This is a genomic window from Desulfomonilia bacterium (assembly GCA_036567785.1).
Classification (GTDB): Bacteria; Desulfobacterota; Desulfomonilia; order UBA1062; family UBA1062; genus DATCTV01.
The window spans coordinates 38,191-56,198 of sequence record DATCTV010000017.1; the positions used below are offsets into that span (position 1 = coordinate 38,191).

An 18,008-nucleotide genomic window follows, 5' to 3' on the forward strand; every position below is an offset into this window, starting at 1 on the left:
GGAATGGGGTTCGGATGGATTTTTTAAAAAAAATGTACGGGCTTTCCAGGAAGCGGGCTGAAGCGCTTGATGATATCCTTGATATCCGGGATGTCTTTCCCATACGTCCTTTCGGGGAAGCCTTGATAAAAAAGGGCATGTCGGTGATAGCAGAAGTCAAGTATGCAACCCCGGCAGAAGGCGACCTCGGGCTTATGGAAAAGCCGGAAGAACTTGCCTTGAAATATGAAAGGGCAGGAGCCTCGGCGATATCATGCCTTACCGAACCTGAATTCTTCAAAGGCAGCCTCGATTATTTAAGACGGATCAGAATGCGCTCGACTCTGCCTCTCATGATGAAAGATTTCATAACTGACAAGCGTCAGATAATAGCCGGTAGAATGATGGGGGCGGATGCTTATCTGCTGATATCTGAAATGCTCACGCTTGATGAACTGAAGACTCTCCATGCCTTTGGAAAAAACCTGGGGATGGAAGCTCTTGTCGAGGTGCATGGCGAAGAGGGTCTTGAAAAAGCGCTCTTTATCGATGCCGGAATCATGGGCGTCAACTGCAGGAACCTTTCCACACTGAAACTCGATTTGAATGTCCATGAAAAGATGTCCATGCTGCTTCCTGCAGGCTGCATAAAGGTGGCCGAAAGCGGCATAAGCACCTCTGCAAGAATTAAAGAACTCGGCGGCCTGGGTTATGATGCGGCGCTTATCGGCCGGGCCATGGCGAATGATTCGTCCATGAAGGAAGTGCTCCCATGTGGGTGAAGATATGCGGACTTACGAGAAGGGATGACGCAATGGCCGCCGTCGGAATGGGAGCGGATGCCGTTGGATTTGTCCTGACAAAGATGAGCAGGAAGTACGCCGACCCGGCAGAAGTTTCCGGGTGGGTGGCCGAAATCAGAGGTGTCGAGAAGGTCGGAGTCTTTTATGACGAACGTCCGCAGCAGATAATGGATATTGCCGCAAAACTCGGGCTTGACACCATACAGATCCATTCAACGGTCACGGAAGAATACATATCTCTATCGAAGAAATACAGGATCATCGCGGCGATAAAGGATGCAGGTTCGCTTCATTATAAAAACGAAAGACCTGATACAGGAGAGGTTCTTATGGGACTTTCCCGTAAGGAATATGGTGCGAAAACGTACATGCCGGTGCGGATTCTGATCGACCCCAGCATGGGCTCTGGTATCAGGGCCGAATGGCGGACATATCCTTTTCCCTTCCTGCTGGCGGGCGGCTTGTCGCCGGATAATGTCCGGGAGGCGATTTTGAAGGCCGGACCTGCCGGTGTGGATGTGAGTTCTGGAGTTGAAATTTCACCGGGGATAAAAGACGTATCTCTTATCGAAAAATTCATTCTGGAGGCAAGATCATGAAAGGCTATTATGGAGAATTCGGGGGCCAGTATGTACCGGAAACTTTGATACCGGCGCTGGTTGAGCTTGAGGATGCGGTTGAGAAGAATTTTTCGGACATGAGCTTCTGGGCCGAATTCGACGATCTCATGAGGAATTATGTCGGCAGGCCGTCGCCGCTTACTTTTGCAGGAAGACTTTCTGCACATTACGGCATCGATGTGTGGCTCAAGAGAGAAGACCTCAACCACACCGGTTCGCATAAGATAAATAATGCAATTGGTCAGATACTGCTGGCCGGGAGAATGGGAAAGAGGCGCGTAATAGCCGAGACCGGGGCAGGGCAGCATGGCGTTGCTACGGCCACGGTATGCGCGCTGTTCGGGCTCGAATGCGCTGTCTATATGGGCACAGAAGACATAAAGCGCCAGAAGATGAATGTAGAGCGCATGAGGCTTCTGGGTACCGAGGTTGTGCCAGTCAGCGCCGGAACCGCGACCCTCAAGGATGCGACAAGCGAGGCCATACGCGACTGGGTGACGAATGTTGACGATACCTATTATCTGATAGGTTCGGTCATAGGCCCGCATCCGTATCCGATGATGGTGAGAAGATTCCAGGCAATCATAGGCGACGAGGCGAGGGCGCAGATTCTTGAAAAAACGGGAAAACTGCCCGATGCAGTCATTGCATGCGTCGGAGGCGGCAGCAATGCAATAGGAATATTTGCAGGCTTTGTTGATGATCCGGTGGAGCTGATAGGCGTTGAAGCCTACGGCGATGGCGATAGGAAGCACGGGGCAAGCATAAACTTCGGCACGCCTGGGGTGCTTCACGGCGCCAGGTTTTTTCTCCTGCAGGATGATGACGGACAGGTTCTGGATACGCATTCGATTGCAGCGGGCCTTGATTATCCGGGCGCAGGGCCTGAGCATTGCTTTCTTTCGGAGAGCAAAAGGGCCAATTATATGCTTGTCACGGATAAGGAGGCGCTTGAAGGCTTCAGCATACTTGGGAGGCTCGAAGGCATCCTGCCCGCGCTGGAAAGTTCGCATGCAATAGCTTATCTTCAGAAATACGCGGCAGACAACAAGGGAAAGACGGTGATAGTCAACCTCTCGGGCAGGGGCGACAAGGACCTGCATACGGTTCTGGAGGCAGGTATATGAATATAACTGATGCGATAAGAAACACGAAAAGGGCGGTCATACCTTATGTAACGGCAGGGCTTCCGGATATGGAGACAACCGGAAAAATAGTAAGGGCGCTTTCGGATGCCGGAGCGGCCGCAATCGAAATAGGCATACCGTTTTCAGACCCGATGGCCGACGGGCCTGTTCTGCAGAAGGCGTCAAAGACCTCACTCGATGCAGGCTTTAAAATGGATGCGCTTTTTGAACACCTGCCTGCGTGGAGTGCGGAAGTGAAGTGTCCGCTTATAGTAATGAGCTATATTAATCCATTGATGCACAGGGGGCTTGAGCCTACACTTAAAAGACTCAAGACCTCAGGCATTTCAGGTGTGATAATCCCTGACGAGCCGTCCGACGCAGCAGATTTGTTCAACATGACCCGGTCAGCCGGGCTTGACCTCATACGCCTGGTTGCACCGACAACAGCCCTTGAACGCAAAAAGGAAGTTATATCCCAGTGCAGCGGGTTTATATACGCAGTCTCGGTCAAGGGTGTTACGGGCGCGCGCAAGGCTCTGCCGGATGAGGTGAAAAGTCAGGTCGGGGAAATCAGAAAAATTACAGACCTTCCGGTATGCGTAGGCTTCGGCGTGTCGTCGAAGGAGCAGGTGGATGAAATTCTCGGTTTTGCAGACGGGGTGATTATAGGAAGTTATCTGATGGAAAGGATCATGACCGCATCAAATCCGCCGGATGAGGCGGCAAGGTTGATAAGCAACCTGATTGGCTGATTGAGAATTGAATTGACAATCAGCCAATCAGGCTATAAACATTTGTCATGATAAAGCGTGAGGCGGAAGATTTTTTAAAGAGTGTTTCAAAATCTTTTCCTGTGGTTGCAATTACAGGGCCGAGACAATCAGGAAAAACGACACTGGCAAGATTCGTATTCGGCGACAAGCCGTATGTCAATCTTGAAAACCTTGATTTAAGGGATGCTGCCGAGAACGATCCCAGGGGTTTCCTTTCGCAATACAGTAAAGGAGCTGTCCTTGACGAAATTCAGCGCTGTCCAAAGCTTTTTTCTTATCTTCAGGAATTTATTGATACACTGAATATCCCTGGGCTTTTTGTTCTAACTGGTTCACAGCAATTTGGACTATTGTCCAGCATCACGCAGTCGCTTGCGGGAAGGGTAGCCCTGCTGCAGCTTTTGCCTTTCAATCTCAGTGAATGCAGTTTGATAAAATCCTTTACAGAAAAAACGAGTATTGATGAACTTCTTCTCAAAGGGTTTTATCCACCTGTTCATGATAAAAAACCAGAACCGGCGGTTTGGTATTCAAACTATGTGCAAACCTATATTGAGCGTGATGTAAGGCAAATGGTAAACATCAAGGATTTGAGCCTTTTCAGGCGGTTTGTAAGAATGTGTGCGTCCAGGACAGGACAGCTGCTCAACCTTTCTTCATTGTCTGCCGACTGCGGGATTACTCATAATACGGCAAGAGAGTGGATATCTATCCTTGAGGCAAGCTACATAATATTTCTTTTGAGACCGCATTATTCGAATTTCAGCAAAAGGCTTATAAAGACGCCTAAAATCTATTTCTATGATACAGGCCTTGCGTCATGGCTCCTTTCTATTCAGGACAAAGTTCAGATGAGCCATCATCCCATGCGGGGCGCATTGTTCGAAACTTTTGTAATAAGTGAATTCATGAAGTCAAGATATAACAGAGGGCTTGAATCAAACCTGTACTTCTGGAGAGACCGAACTGGGACGGAAGTTGACCTTGTTGTTGAGAAAGGTGACAAGCTTGAGCCTGTGGAGATTAAATCAGGCCAGACGCTTAATAAGGATTATTTTGCGGGAATTAATAAATGGAGTGAAATTGCCGGAGATGTTTCAATAAACCCGGTATTGATATATGGAGGCAGTGCAACTATTGAAAAACATGGAATAAAAGTGGTTTCATGGAAAAGTATATCTGAGGTTTCATATCAATAACAAGTGAAGTTATCACGCCCTGAAATATCTGGAATACCACATCATGAATACGAGCAGAAGCCAGATTCGATCAACAGCGATTGAGCCTTTTTTCTGCCTGAATTCCTGAACCGTCCTCAATGCAATTTCAGGGTCGATATATTGCTGAGTTTTTAATGCGTCAGGATTTAAATGCTCATCAATAAGACTTTGAAGGTCATCGTGAAGCCATGAATAAACCGGTACGGCAAATCCCTGCTTGGGCCTGTTGAAAAGTTCGTCAGGGATATATCTGGCGAGAAGCTTTTTAAGAATGTATTTGGTCTGGCCGTTTCTGAACTTATACTGCATGGGCAGCTTAAGGGCGAATTCGACTATTCTGTGGTCGAGCATGGGCTCGCGGCCTTCAAGACTTGTAAACATGGTCGCCCGGTCAACCTTTGTAAGGATGTCATCGGGCAGGTAATACTTCATGTCCCAAAGCATCATGGCGCTCAGCAAGTCCCTTTTGAAAGAATCAAGGCAGATCCTGCTGTCTGAATATGATCCGGTCATTTTTCTGATTTCATCAGGCAGCCAGTAGGCCAGCGCAAAAGAGTAGGCCGATGAAACGCCGTCCTGCCAGTTCGAGAGGACGGCCTGGAATTTTCTGAATCGGTCCTTTATTGCGGGAAGCCTCAATTGAGGAAACACCTGCGACAGATTCGATATGGTATCGATCCCAAGGATTTCGATGATCTTTCCGGCCAGCCTTGGGATTGATACAGGCAGACCCGAGAGTGTTTTGCCGAGCCTGTTCATGACCCAGTAGTGATGATAGCCGCAGAACAGTTCGTCACCGCCATCGGCAGAGAGGCTGACCTTGACGTTTCGCCGAGTAATCTGCGAGACGATTGTTGTGGGTATGCCTGAGATGTCCCCTGCAGGCTCGTCATAGATTTCAGGCCAAAGAGGCAGGATTTCCCTCGCATGATCAGGTGTTACGATTTCTTCGGTATGTGAAGTTCCGAGGTAATTGGCCACCATTTTTGCCCAAGAGGATTCGTCATAATTCTTTTCGTTGAATCCGATTGTGAATGTCTTTATGTCGGCCCCGCTGTGCCTTGCGAGAATTGCTGTAACGAGCGATGAATCAACGCCGCCTGAGAGAAATACACCGACCGGCACATCTGCGATAAGCCGCTTTTTAAAGGCATCAATCATTATTTCTTCAAGCTCTTCAATATAAAACTCTTCACTGAGAGGCGAACGTGATTCCTCGAATGAATTCATATCCCAGTATCTGTGATGCTCGATTTTCATATCCCTTGATATTTTAAGGAAACAGCCCGGCTCGATTTTGAACACGTTTTTATAGATTGAGCGCGGTGCCGAGATATAACCGTAATGGAAAAACTCGCCGAGTGAATAGGTATCTATATCAAGCCTGTCCGCGAGACCTGTGTGAAGTCCCTTTAGCTCCGAGGCGAATGCGAAGGCGACCCCATTTGAATAATAAAAAAGCGGCTTTACGCCTATCCTGTCCCTGAACAGATAGAGGGTCTTTTCCAATGAATCCCAGACTGCAAAAGCGAACATGCCATTAAAGCGTTTGACACATTCAGGCCCCCATTTGATGAAGGCGTTCAGAACCACTTCGGTGTCGGATGTTCCCCTGAAACTGAAATCGGAAAGCTCTTCTTTTAGTTCACGGAAATTATAAACCTCACCATTGTAGCAGATGATATATCTGCAATCATTTGACACCATGGGCTGATGGCCTGTCGGGCTTAAATCAATTATTGAAAGCCTTCTGTGACCGAGAGCGAGTCCGGCTTTTTTGTCAACATAGAGCCCAGCATCATCCGGTCCGCCGCGATGCATGACATCGCGCATCCTGACGCAGATGTCCCCGAGGTTATCTTTATCAGATTGTATCCAGATCCCAGCTATTCGGCACATAAAGATTTTAAGTAGGTCTTTAAAGTAAGAAAAATGTTCGCATTCCGATTGATAATCTTAAATAATGGAAGAGACAGGATACTTAATATAAGGCTGAAAGGCATCACATAAGAAGACATATGCCTTTGTGTCAATGTGATTATATTCTTTACCGCAAACTCGTCCCTGATATTTCCTTTTCTTATGAATCCAAAAATCGGAGGCAGGTATTTTAATATTTTTTCTTTTATGAACCTGTTCCGTAAAGACTGGTGGTCGGGATGATACACAATGGCTGTCTTAACCACATGAACCTTGAAGCCTTTTTTTGCCGCTCTCAGGCAATAATCCCAGTCCTCGAAACCGACAAAAAAAGATGGGTCGTATATTCCGATTTCTTCTATTACCTTTCTATGAATGAGAAGGCCTGCTGTGCCTGCCGCATTAACTATGTCGGCATCTGCCGGTGCGGGATACATATATCCGAGCATCCCTTTGTTTCTTTTGAAATAATTCAAGACCCTTCCGGTTTCAGGGTCTTTTATGACAGGAGCTCTAATAAACCCTTTGCCATCTTTCAGAAGCTTTTCTAGACAGTCCTTTTCCGGGTAATCATCTTCATCATGCAGCCATATCCACTCAGCACCCTCATCAAACGCCTTTTTCATTCCAAGCGAAAATCCTCCTGCCGAGCCAAGGTTGTCTTCTGATGTATATAAATGTATTTTAAAAGGTTTTTCTGAAACTGATTTCCAGGACAATATCACTGGATCAATGCATCTGCTGTTATCGATGATTATAACATCATTGATTGGATTGGTCTGATAATTTATGAACTTGAGACATTTTTGAAGACCGAAGATGTCTTTATAAGCAACAATTACAGGAAAGGTTCGATTGATCATTCAGATAGTTCCGCTAATGGATTGTTTTTTTTAAGATATATAAAAGAAGCTTTGCAGGAAGAATTCCAACTGAATAATTGTATTTAGAACGCATATAAGACTTATTTATTGCATCTTTCATACAAATAAGTTGTAGCTTTTGTGCTGTCCTTATTAATGGTTTGTTCTTTGTATATTGCTGCGTGTTATTAAAAATGATTTTCATCGAATCATAGAACTCTTTGCTTTGAGTAGTCGTTATTGTTTTCTCGCTGATATCTCTTCTAAATTCAGCAGTAACTTTTTTTATATGTTTGAAATCATAATTACGAGAGAGTCTTATCCATAAATCCCAGTCTTCATTAGCAAATAAGTTTTCATTAAAGAAGCCGGTATCCGAAAAGCAGGCTTTGTTATGCATAAAACATAGCGTTGGAGATATATTATGAACTAGTATTTTATCTTTAGAGAAATCAAATGAATATGGGAATGATTTACTGATCTTAACAGTATTTGCATTAGTATGAACTTGGCTTATCATGCATGCATCCGAGTAGGCAACTTTGTATTCTGAGTTTTCAAGGCAATTAACAAGAGTTTCCAGATGATTCGGATAGTATATGTCGTCATCATCTAAATAAGCTATGTATTTTCCTTTAGATAATTTTATCCCGGTATTTCTTGCGGTTGATATTCCAAGATTTTTAAAATGATTAATAATTGTAATTCTATTGCTAAAACCAATGCTGTTTAGGATTTCATTAATGGGTGTGCCACCATCGTTCACCACAATAATCTCATAGTCACAAAATGTTTGAGATAGAATACTTATCAAAGCTTTTTTAAGTAGTTGAGGTCGGTTATATGTTGGTACAATAACAGATATTAACGGATTCATTATTTAATCAGTATGTGAAATGCGTCTAGCAATTAAAAAGATATTTTTTAATACGAGCTTCTCAGCTTCTCCAAATATGTTGATTTTGAAACTAATCACTAAATATATAATATCAAACAAACCAATTGCTATTATTAAGCCAACCCATGAACATGATATAGGGCGAATAAAGAAGGAAACTATCGCAAGTATTATACCTAATACCAATGGAGGACAATATGCAGACAGAAATAATGCATAAGGTGATAATTTTAAAAAGCGTTTCAACACGATTATTAGGAAAACCAAATCAACCGCATTTGTAAGAATCAGTGCAAAACCGGCACCATTAAGGCCGAACGGTTTAATAAATACCAGGCATGACAATCCCAGCACAACGGCCCTGAACATACAGTAAACAGTAAACTGCCTTATCCTACCTGTTCCGACTGCAATATTATTGGGAAGAGCTACAAATAAAGTGCTTAGAAAAAATGAAGCTGTAAGCAGCATTAGAACTGTATTAGTCTGGCTGCTTACTGTTTTGCCCACCCATATCAGCATAAAACTGTTGCCGAAAACAAACATGGGTATAAATATCATGCAGGATAGCACGGTAATAAATCTTGTTGAACGAATGTATATGTCTTTTAATTTTTCATGCTGGTCTGTTGAATGAAGTTCACTTGCCATGGGAAAAGTAAATCCGAGCATATAGGCAATCATATAAGAAAGTGAATTAACTATCATGAATGGAATTGAATATATTCCTGCTGCCGCAACCCCAAGCCAGATCCCGATCAATGTCTGGTCCAATCTGCTAACAATTGCGCTTAAGCCTCTATTAATTGCGCCATAACCAATATAGGAACGCAAACGCCTTATGGTAGGAAAGTCAAAACCAGGCTTAAACCGGTAGGCAGGCAGCAGAATCCTTGCAATCATCCAATATGCTATTCCGGCGCATACTGTTGACAAAACCCTCATCAAAACAAACCCGACAACACCATACCCTAGATAAACCAGTAATAAGCCGAAACCGATGCCTGCAAGATTGGTAATAATAGCAACGCCATATGTTATTTCAAATCTCTGCAGCCCCATGGAAACAGCTCTGCCCCATGACATGCCCACACTGCCCAGAAAACCTATGCCTGCAAGCTGGAAAACAATAACTGCCTGAGATGACATATCCGCTGGAACTTTAAAAACATTCTCACTTAGAATTTTCGCAAACAGGATTATGACGGTCATGCCGATAAAGCCGATTATCAGGTATAACTGAAGGGTATTGTTCAACATTTTATTGGCAGAAGCAGTGTCGTTCCGGGCATGATCTTCTGCAAGATATTTGGTTATCGGCAAATCCAGGCCCATATCCATGACCGTCAGGTATCCGATTATTACAGCCACAAGACTTTGCAGTCCAAAGGCGGTTTCTCCAACTGCATCAAGCAGGAGGGGAGTTGATACAAGGTTTATCACCATAGGGATGGCATATCCCAGCAGGCTGGAAAACATATTGATGGATGTTCTGTTTAATCTGTCCATATTTTTGAAAATAAGAAATTGTCAGCTAGATAATTAGAAAAGAAAAATGAGATCAGATTTATAATTTTAAGGTGTTGTTTATTGTATTTGCAAAACTTTCCGGCAGGAAATTTTTAAAGCGTTCTCCTGCCAGATAGTCCTTAATAGCATCCTGATATTTTTTATATTCCTGCTCATCAATATTAATAATAAAATCTTCAAGATCTTTATTGGTCTTGAATATTCTGCGGTCTACAAACGCATTACTGTCTACATAGTCTGTAATATTTGGAGCGCCAAGGTAAATTGGCACACAACCGCAGCGCATACTGTCAAATATTTTTTCAGTTATATAGCCAGGCTCACCCTCAAGATTTTCATAACACAGGCTGAAACGATAGAAGGGCAGGACGTCCCATTTGTTTTTTACTGTTCCCCTGTAAGAAGAGTATACTTGTTTTTTAAACGGCAATATTTTTTCAACAAGATTTGCAGGATTATTCCAGCCGTAACCATACAGATCAAAGTTTTCAGGAAGAGCTGTTTCGAAGTGACGGATTGATTTTATGCGCTCTGAATATAACTCCCGTTTGTGATTTGAATATTTATTCATCGAAATGTTTACAAGCAGCTTCTTTTTACCAAAAGGAATCTTGGGAATTATCGAAAACTTACCTGTCTGAGGCCAGCATATCTTGAAATATTTTATGCTATCCACAATGGAATCATTCCATGTAAATATAATATTAAAAGCCTCGTGATTTTCTCTTTTCCAGTTGTCAGGGCTCACTGCGGGAGCCTCCCACAGGAATAAAACCATTTTGTCTTTGAGATGGCTGTTTAAGCATTCCGAATAAAGATCACGGACTATAGAGATTCCCCTGGCTTTATTTATTGTCCGCTTTAATCTAGCCTTAAAATTTGAATACGGGAACACGCTTGCAATATCAAAAAAGAAAACCCATTCACAATCATGCAATGAATTGTCATCTGCAGTGGTCAGAAGATAATTTTTTTCTAACAGGCGATCTCTGAGAAATATATATGGATCATTATAAGAATCCCGCTCGTTCGGATCGAACATCCTGTTATTGCCGCCTGAGAGCGTATGAATAAGTATCTTTTTCAAATTTAACGTTTCAACATTATACTATTGCGTAGAATCAAGTTTTATCGCATCGAATATTTCTATGAATCTTTGTTTCATGTCATGGTCTCTCAATGTACGTTGATATCCCCTGAAGGCAATTTCTTCGCGTTCATCCTCATGCTTCAAGTAATAATGTATTTTTTCAATCATCTTATCTGTTGAATCATAAATGGCAATTTCATTGCTGATGTCATAGAGTTTTTCCAAGCCTTCAACATAATAGGATAACTGGAACCCTCCGCACGAACTTATTTCAAAATGTCTGCCCTTGACCTGCTCATGAATTTTATGATCATTTTTTATAAATACATAAGCTGTATTGCGCCATGCCTTGAGCGTTTCTGTAACAGGCCTGTTTATGCCCATTAGGTAACGGATATCCCAGGACACTGAATTGGAAAGGTTCAGATTGATTTTGCTTTTGTTGAAAATATCAATCATCTCTATATATTCAACTGGGCCGTTGTTCCAGCCCGCACCCCGAATCATGACATTTATGCCGGATTTTTCAATTTGCCTCAGGCACCATGCCCTGAAAGGATGAAACTGTCCGACAAAACTGACATCAATTGTTTTTGGCAGGTCTTTCTTTGTAAAAAATCCGGTGTTGCAGGCAAAAGGAGAGAAGATTGCATTTTTGTGTCCTGCATCCCTGAACCTTTTAACCCCGTGAACATCTGAAGTTGTTACAAAATTAAAATGTTCAGCCCAGAAATTTGAGTATTTCCGTCTCCAGATATCGTCAAAAAAATAACCAAGCGTTTTTGAATACTTATTTATTTCATCAACAATTTCAGGAATGAACTGATTGGTGTGTGGAACAAAAATAACAATATCAGGGCGGTATTCTTTTACTTTGTCAAGCAGGGCATTGTTCATTTTAAACCTGCCTGATTCATTGAATATTTTTAAAAAATCAAATTTCTCTACACTCTCAGTTATGCTCTTGAGCGTCAGATAGAAGTTGTAATATTCATAGGACTCGGCTTCATTCCTGCCAAAAGCTGCTACCAGCAAAATTTTCATTTTATATAATCTTTCAGATAGCTATCGAAGATTTCAAACAGGCGGTCCATCTGCTCTGTTGAATCAAAAGGATACAGTCCCAGATAGAAACCGGATTTATGAATCATGTTCGCCCCGTGAAGATTATCGTCTTTCAGGCTTGGGAACATGTTTACTACCGGCTGCAATGCAATATTGCCAGTGACAATAGGCCTTGTTTCAACTCCCATCTTTTCAAGGTATTTTAAAAAGTTCTCTTTAGAAAAAGGGCACTCGGGAGTGAGCATGACAGGCAGGGCGAACCATGAGCACTCGGCATTATCTGACACCTGCATCAGCCTCATAATGTCTTTGTATTTTAAAAGATAACTGCCGAAGTATTCAGCATTTTTTTTACGCTGTTTATGAAATTCAGGCTGGCGTCCAAGCTGCACCAGACCAAACCCGGCCTGAAGTTCGGTGGGCCTGAGATTAAATCCCCAGTTTATGAAAGTATATCTTTCATCAATTCCGTTGGCAGGTTTTATATAGGTATGTTTCATGTTCCTGGCCCAGCCATGAGCACGCAGCAACCTGAACAGGTCGGATAAGCCCTTATCCCTGCAGCCGACCATCCCGCCTTCCATTGTCGTTATGTGGTGAGAAAAGAAAAATGAATAGCTGCCGGCAATTCCGAAAGTTCCGACTGACTGACCTTTGTATTTTGCCCCAAGGGATTCGCAGCAGTCTTCAACTAACACAAGATCATGCTTTTGGCAGATTTCTGTTATTTTATCCATTTCGCAGGGATTGCCCATCAGGTGTACCAGGGAGATGGCCCTTGTCCTCGGGCCTATCTTTATTTCAAGGTCTTTAATGTCCATGTTAAGGGTAAAGGGGTCAGTATCTACGAGCCTGACCTTAAGGCCAGCCATCATTGGTGACCATATCTGCGTAGGCCATGTAACGGATGGCGCCAGTATTTCATCACCTGGTTCAAGCAGGTTGGCAGCCGGGTTAACAAGAGCAAAGGCAATCAGAAGGTCAGCAGATGAACCGCTGTTTACAAAAATAGATTCAGAGTGATTGAATTTCTCGCTGAAGGTTTTTTCAAACCTGAGAGTTTTGTCACCCATTGTCGTTACGAACATACACAACGACTCCACAGCTTCCATAATCTCTTCAATCTCGTAAGTTGCACAACTCAGGGGATACCAGTATTTTTGAGGTCTGGATTTTTTAGCCAGCAATCCTTCATCAATAAATGCCTGCAGGTTCTTTTTCAGATCGTCCTTGGATTTGTATTTCATGATATTCAGCATTTATTTGAATCTTGCCATTTATAAAAATCTTCCAAGACCATTTTCAATCCTGTTTCAAGATCAATTGAATGTTTCCAGCCCAAAGCTGATAACCTTGTTACATCAAGCAGTTTTCGCGGCATTCCATCAGGTTTTGATGTATCCCAGATGATCCGGCCCTTATAATCCACAAGTATTGCAATCAGCTCGGCCAGTTCTTTTATTGTGAAATCAATTCCCGAACCAACATTTATAATTTCAGGAGAATCATAATTTTCCAGCAGAAAAACACAGGCTTCAGCGCAATCATCTACGTGAAGAAATTCCCTGCGGGCACTGCCTGTTCCCCACAATGTCACAGACTTGGCGCCGGCTTGTTTTGCCTCAGCAAAGCGCCTTACCAGCGCAGAAATAACATGAGAGCGTTCAAATTCAAAATGATCGCCGGGCCCATATAAATTGCACGGCATGGGAGAAATTATATTAAGCCCATACTGTCTGTTCATTGCCTGAGCCAGGCGAATGCCTGCTATTTTTGCAATTGCGTAGGATTCATTTGTTGGCTCGACTGGCCCGTGCATAAAGTATTCTTCTTTCATTGGCTGCAAAGATTCTCTTGGGTATATGCATGAACTTCCCAAAAAAAGTGTTTTTTGAACTTTATACACAAGGCAGGCTTCCATGAGATTATTCTGGATTTTGAGATTGTCCAGCAGAAATTCCGTGGGTTCAGCCATGTTTGCTGCAATGCCGCCAACCTTTGCTGCCGCTATGATTACAATCTCGGGTTTGGTCTCATTAAAATGTGAAAAGACGCTTTTAGCGTCTTTCAGATCAAGTTCGCTGCGTGTTCTGATAATTAAATTTAAAAAACCTTTCTTTTTTAAACTTCTTAAAATTGCTGAACCAGCCAGGCCTTCGTGTCCTGCTACATAGATTCTTGAATTCTTATTTAGCCTCACATCCAAAATCCATTTTAAATTTTTTACACTGATCAAACATGATATGCATTAAAATTATATTGGCTTTCTGAGCCATGATTTTCTCAAGGAAAGAATTCTATTTATCATTTTAACAGTTAAATGACCTGCTCCGAGAGACGCTGTTATAAATAATGAAAGTCCTATCAGCAATTTGATAAAATACATCGGTCGTTTTATTGCAGTGTTGAAATTTTGAACCGTCAGGGCTTTTTTCATTAACTTAAGTGCTTCATCTGTCTTATCCTGTTCAATCAGATTGAAGGCACATGTCAATAAATCAATCGATTTATACATTTCATAAAAAGAAATAGATTTAGGCTTGGCAATTTTTCTTTCTTCCTCATCATTCAAATGAGAGTCAATTACCCTGAAATAATCAGCTAACACAGTCCGGCCTTTTGCAATTATTTCAGTACCCTGAGTGCTGGAAATCCGGTATTGATGCAGGGGTTCGTCTATGATACCAATCGGCCCCCATTTTTTTGCCATTCGTAGATACAAATCAATGTCCGATGCTGAATGATATATGTGCCAGTTGAAATTACCAACTTCATTAAGAACATTTTTACGGGTCATCATAGTGGGAACAGGAGTAAATGTGCAATATTTTAAAACAGCATTAAAAAATTCATCAAAATTAAGGAAGGTTATCCCTTTCAATTCGCTAGGGAGCAATCTCTTGCCCATACGGATTGGCCGGTCAAGTTCATCAATTGTCTGCATCATAGTAAATACTGCACTGACATCAGGATGCGTCTTTAGAAATTCAACCTGTTTGCGAACCATTGTCTGCGTGTAAATATCATCTGCGTGATATAAGGCGACAAGGGGACCATCGCATAGAGTTAAGGCATAATTCCAGTTGCCTTCAGCTCCGCCAGATATGACAGGATTGAAGTAATACTTTACTCCCCTGCTTTCATATTTTTTTGCAATTTCAGCAGTGTTGTCTGTTGAAGCATTGTCACAAACAAAAACATCGATATCCGGATAATCCTGTACAAGGATTGACTCTAAGGTACGTTCAATTGACCATCCGGCATTATGGGCCGGAATGCATATAGTTACATGATCACTGCTATTACTCATAAATTATTTTCCATGAGCCAGTCTATGGATCTTTTTACAGCAGAAAGAGAATCATACTGCAGTTTAAAATCAAAGGTTTCTTTGAGTTTTGATATATCAGGCAGGTATCGGGCAGGCAACTTTTCAGGCAATGCAGGTTCTTTGATCATTACAGGAACTTTCTTATTGAAGCATGAGCTGACAAATTCAGCCAGCTCAGATATTGAAATACCATCATCAGAACCGACATTAAAAGTACTGATGTCAGTTTCACCAAGTAAAATCTCCCATAATGCCACAGCCACATCTGTGCTATAACAATACGACCGAACAAGTGTGCCATCGCTGTTTATTATTATGGGTTCCTGTTTTTGACATTTCTTGATGAAATCAGTCACTGCATACTGTGCATTAAGATCGATATAGGGACCCACAAAGGTAAAGAGCCGGGCGACCTTTACCTGCATGCAATATCTTTCACGGTATATGGAGCTAAGAACTTCCGCATATCTTTTACCTTCGGCATAACCGGAAGTCGAGGTGGTGATGTCAGGCCCCTGAAGAAAATCTTCAGGAATTTGTTTAAGTCGGACTGGCTGTGTTCCATACACGGCGCCTGAGCTCAGATAAAGAAAGGATTTAACCTTATTTGTTTCAGCAAGCTTTAAAACATTCAAAGTTCCACTAGTTATAGTTTCCATGGATCCTAATGGATCATTGTTTGTAACAAATGGATCGGCAGTGGTCGCAGCGTGAATGATATAATCACATTTTATTTGGTCAAAAGTAAACTCACTTACATTACCTTTAACAGTAATGAAGTCATCCCTAGAGGCTATATCTGGCATTTTAGCAAAAAAAGCATACGGATTCCTGGTCAGGATAAAAGTTCTGCAGGGTTTTATAAGAATTGTGTCATTTAAATAAGCGAGAGTTTTTAAAAGATAACTGCCGATAAAACCAGTACCTCCGGTAATAAATAAATTTTGCCCTGAAAGAGCATAAAATTTATCTCCAACCCGGCTGATTATTGATGAAATATCTTCAGAAACCAACATACAAAAACTCGATACTTATTTAAGTACCTCAAGTATTTTTTTGCAGATGAATTCTGCATCAATACCATGATATTTGTGGAGGTAAGACTGAGTTCCAGTTATGCTGATATACTCATCTGTCAAACAGATTTGTGTAAGCTTGCAGTTGAATCCAGACATTGCCATTGCTTTAGAGACTGATCCGGTAAATCCTCCATATGATGTGTGCTCATCAACAGTAAAAATATTCGTAACCTTTGATGCGATCTGTTTAACAGTTTCATCGTCAAAAGGCTTTAATGTCGGAAAATTTATTACATATGGATTGACATTATTTTTTTTTAGATAAACTAATGCCTTTAGCACTTCAGAGATAATTGGTCCTGTAGAAAAAATAGCAATCTCAGTACCTTCATTTAAGCATGTTGCTTTACCGATCTCAAAAGGGGACAGATTTCCGTATATGTTAGGTTCTCCACCACGACCCAACCTGAGATAGCAGGGGCCATTTTTAGAGATAATTGCATGCATTACCTGTTTTGTTTCAAAAGGATCAGTAGGAGTAATAACCGTCATATTAGGCATGGATTGCATCAATGCAATATCCTCTATCCCGTGATGTGAATATCCAGCTGTTCCATAGGTAACACCACCACCAACAGCAACAATCTTGACGTTCAGATTATGATAACAAACATCGTTTCTTATTTGTTCAAGGCACCTGATAACAGGGAAATTAGCAATTGAGTATGTGAAAACAGTCTTTCCGGTTAATGCCAGACCAGCTGCAACACCAGTCATGTTTTGCTCAGCAACACCCATATTCACAAAGCGCTCAGGAAAGTAGTTGCCGAACCTTTCCAATACTGAAAAGCCAAGGTCCCCGGTTAAAAGCCATATACGTTCATCTGTTTGGGCTAATTCACAAAGAGTTTCGATAAATGCTGTTCTCATATCAATCAGAAAGTTCCTCAAGTGCAAGTTTTAATTGTTCTGAATTTGGTGATTTATAATGCCAGGCAAGGGTATTTTCCATGTATGATACACCCTTGCCTTTTATTGTATGAGCAATAATGATACTGGGTTTATCCTTTTCAAAGGGGACAGCTTTAAGTGTTTTTTCAATTTCACAATGATCATGCCCATTGATTTCACGAACCGACCAGTTAAATGTCTTCCATTTATCAACTATCGGATCTAGGTCGATGACATCTTTTACTGCACCAAAACCCTGCAATTTGTTATAATCGACAATTGCCACGAGGTTATCCAGTTTATGCTGAGGTGCAAAGAGGATGGCTTCCCAGTTCGATCCTTCATTAAGCTCTCCGTCACTCATTAAAACAAAAGACCTGAAAGTTGAGTTTTGTCTTTTTCCTGCTAATGCAATTCCACAGGCAACAGGTAGTCCATGCCCTAGTGATCCAGTCGACAGTTCGACTCCAGGAACATGATGGCTTGCATGCCCGGCAAACATACTCCCATTACTGCAGTAATCGTTTAATTGTTGAATCGGGAAAAAACCTTTTTCGGCAAGGACAGCATAAAGAACCGCTGCAGCATGACCTTTACTGAGGATGAACCTGTCTCTGTCTAAATACTGGGGATTGTCAGCTTTGTATTGTAATGTGGTTTCGTATAATACAGCCAGCAGATCTGCAATGCTCAGGCATGAACCAATATGTGATGCATTGGCTCTGTGCACCATTTTAAGAGCATGAATCCTTATCTTTCTGGCAAGCTCTCTAGTATGGATATCAGCCATATTGTATCCAGTCTAATGTGAAAAAA

At 42.1% G+C, this 18,008-nt stretch carries 17 protein-coding genes; 5 read left to right on the forward strand and 12 right to left on the reverse strand.

The genetic code is table 11. The annotated features are described in order from the left end of the window. Positions 1-14: 14 nt before the first annotated feature. Genes VIS94_03730 through VIS94_03750 form a run of 5 tightly spaced genes read left to right on the forward strand, consistent with a single transcriptional unit; the run spans position 15 to position 4,504 of the window. Positions 15-761 (forward strand): indole-3-glycerol-phosphate synthase, encoded by a 747-nt coding sequence (locus tag VIS94_03730; GenBank protein ID HEY9160179.1) that lies wholly within the window; start codon positions 15-17, stop codon positions 759-761. Further along, positions 752-1,381, forward strand: a complete 630-nt coding sequence (locus tag VIS94_03735) for a phosphoribosylanthranilate isomerase (protein ID HEY9160180.1) — start codon at positions 752-754, stop codon at positions 1,379-1,381. Before VIS94_03730 ends, VIS94_03735 begins: the two co-directional genes overlap by 10 nt. After that, on the forward strand, positions 1,378-2,529 hold the full coding sequence (gene trpB, locus VIS94_03740) for a tryptophan synthase subunit beta (protein ID HEY9160181.1): 1,152 nt from the start codon (positions 1,378-1,380) through the stop codon (positions 2,527-2,529). Before VIS94_03735 ends, trpB begins: the two co-directional genes overlap by 4 nt. After that, positions 2,526-3,284: a tryptophan synthase subunit alpha gene (trpA, locus tag VIS94_03745; GenBank protein ID HEY9160182.1), complete on the forward strand. Its 759-nt coding sequence runs from the start codon at positions 2,526-2,528 to the stop codon at positions 3,282-3,284. Before trpB ends, trpA begins: the two co-directional genes overlap by 4 nt. A 47-nt stretch (positions 3,285-3,331) precedes the next feature. Next, positions 3,332-4,504: an ATP-binding protein gene (locus VIS94_03750; GenBank protein HEY9160183.1), complete on the forward strand. Its 1,173-nt coding sequence runs from the start codon at positions 3,332-3,334 to the stop codon at positions 4,502-4,504. Positions 4,505-4,516: 12 nt separating this feature from the next. Here VIS94_03750 and asnB read toward each other — a convergent pair whose 3' ends face one another. The 12 genes from asnB to VIS94_03810 are packed head-to-tail and all read right to left on the reverse strand — an operon-like array spanning position 4,517 to position 17,982. Next, positions 4,517-6,424, reverse strand: a complete 1,908-nt coding sequence (gene asnB, locus VIS94_03755) for an asparagine synthase (glutamine-hydrolyzing) (protein HEY9160184.1) — start codon at positions 6,422-6,424, stop codon at positions 4,517-4,519. After that, a complete protein-coding gene (locus tag VIS94_03760; GenBank protein ID HEY9160185.1) occupies positions 6,412-7,308 on the reverse strand; it encodes a glycosyltransferase in 897 nt (298 codons plus the stop codon). Before VIS94_03760 ends, asnB begins: the two co-directional genes overlap by 13 nt. A 13-nt stretch (positions 7,309-7,321) precedes the next feature. Further along, positions 7,322-8,185: a glycosyltransferase family A protein gene (locus tag VIS94_03765; protein ID HEY9160186.1), complete on the reverse strand. Its 864-nt coding sequence runs from the start codon at positions 8,183-8,185 to the stop codon at positions 7,322-7,324. A gap of 3 nt (positions 8,186-8,188) precedes the next feature. Beyond that, complete coding sequence (locus VIS94_03770; GenBank protein HEY9160187.1) at positions 8,189-9,715, reverse strand: oligosaccharide flippase family protein; 1,527 nt, start codon at positions 9,713-9,715, stop codon at positions 8,189-8,191. 58 nt (positions 9,716-9,773) lie between these two features. Continuing rightward, positions 9,774-10,823, reverse strand: a complete 1,050-nt coding sequence (locus tag VIS94_03775; GenBank protein HEY9160188.1) for a glycosyltransferase family 10 — start codon at positions 10,821-10,823, stop codon at positions 9,774-9,776. 21 nt (positions 10,824-10,844) lie between these two features. After that, positions 10,845-11,870 carry a glycosyltransferase gene (locus VIS94_03780; GenBank protein ID HEY9160189.1) on the reverse strand — a complete coding sequence of 342 codons (1,026 nt, stop codon included), beginning with the start codon at positions 11,868-11,870 and terminating at the stop codon, positions 10,845-10,847. Then, entirely contained in the window at positions 11,867-13,138 is a 1,272-nt protein-coding gene (locus VIS94_03785; protein ID HEY9160190.1) for a DegT/DnrJ/EryC1/StrS family aminotransferase, read from the reverse strand. The genes VIS94_03780 and VIS94_03785 overlap by 4 nt, the downstream gene beginning before the upstream one ends. 5 nt (positions 13,139-13,143) lie before the next feature. Further along, positions 13,144-14,127: a GDP-L-fucose synthase gene (locus VIS94_03790; GenBank protein ID HEY9160191.1), complete on the reverse strand. Its 984-nt coding sequence runs from the start codon at positions 14,125-14,127 to the stop codon at positions 13,144-13,146. Positions 14,128-14,145: 18 nt separating this feature from the next. Further along, entirely contained in the window at positions 14,146-15,201 is a 1,056-nt protein-coding gene (locus VIS94_03795; protein ID HEY9160192.1) for a glycosyltransferase, read from the reverse strand. Beyond that, positions 15,198-16,238 (reverse strand): NAD-dependent epimerase/dehydratase family protein, encoded by a 1,041-nt coding sequence (locus tag VIS94_03800; protein ID HEY9160193.1) that lies wholly within the window; start codon positions 16,236-16,238, stop codon positions 15,198-15,200. The genes VIS94_03795 and VIS94_03800 overlap by 4 nt, the downstream gene beginning before the upstream one ends. A 15-nt stretch (positions 16,239-16,253) precedes the next feature. Next, positions 16,254-17,171 (reverse strand): transketolase C-terminal domain-containing protein, encoded by a 918-nt coding sequence (locus tag VIS94_03805; protein HEY9160194.1) that lies wholly within the window; start codon positions 17,169-17,171, stop codon positions 16,254-16,256. Position 17,172: 1 nt separating this feature from the next. Further along, the gene (locus VIS94_03810) at positions 17,173-17,982 is read right to left on the reverse strand and encodes a transketolase (GenBank protein ID HEY9160195.1); all 810 of its coding nucleotides are present in this window, start codon (positions 17,980-17,982) and stop codon (positions 17,173-17,175) included. Positions 17,983-18,008 lie beyond the last annotated feature (26 nt).

Coding starts and splice junctions, on each gene's coding strand:
- VIS94_03730 (HEY9160179.1), top strand. CDS start 15: ATGGATTTTTTAAAAAAAATGTACGGGCTTTCCAGGAAGCGGGCTGAA.
- VIS94_03735 (HEY9160180.1), top strand. CDS start 752: ATGTGGGTGAAGATATGCGGACTTACGAGAAGGGATGACGCAATGGCC.
- trpB (HEY9160181.1), top strand. CDS start 1,378: ATGAAAGGCTATTATGGAGAATTCGGGGGCCAGTATGTACCGGAAACT.
- trpA (HEY9160182.1), top strand. CDS start 2,526: ATGAATATAACTGATGCGATAAGAAACACGAAAAGGGCGGTCATACCT.
- VIS94_03750 (HEY9160183.1), top strand. CDS start 3,332: ATGATAAAGCGTGAGGCGGAAGATTTTTTAAAGAGTGTTTCAAAATCT.
- asnB (HEY9160184.1), bottom strand. CDS start 6,424: ATGTGCCGAATAGCTGGGATCTGGATACAATCTGATAAAGATAACCTC.
- VIS94_03760 (HEY9160185.1), bottom strand. CDS start 7,308: ATGATCAATCGAACCTTTCCTGTAATTGTTGCTTATAAAGACATCTTC.
- VIS94_03765 (HEY9160186.1), bottom strand. CDS start 8,185: ATGAATCCGTTAATATCTGTTATTGTACCAACATATAACCGACCTCAA.
- VIS94_03770 (HEY9160187.1), bottom strand. CDS start 9,715: ATGGACAGATTAAACAGAACATCCATCAATATGTTTTCCAGCCTGCTG.
- VIS94_03780 (HEY9160189.1), bottom strand. CDS start 11,870: ATGAAAATTTTGCTGGTAGCAGCTTTTGGCAGGAATGAAGCCGAGTCC.
- VIS94_03785 (HEY9160190.1), bottom strand. CDS start 13,138: ATGAAATACAAATCCAAGGACGATCTGAAAAAGAACCTGCAGGCATTT.
- VIS94_03795 (HEY9160192.1), bottom strand. CDS start 15,201: ATGAGTAATAGCAGTGATCATGTAACTATATGCATTCCGGCCCATAAT.
- VIS94_03800 (HEY9160193.1), bottom strand. CDS start 16,238: ATGTTGGTTTCTGAAGATATTTCATCAATAATCAGCCGGGTTGGAGAT.
- VIS94_03805 (HEY9160194.1), bottom strand. CDS start 17,171: ATGAGAACAGCATTTATCGAAACTCTTTGTGAATTAGCCCAAACAGAT.
- VIS94_03810 (HEY9160195.1), bottom strand. CDS start 17,982: ATGGCTGATATCCATACTAGAGAGCTTGCCAGAAAGATAAGGATTCAT.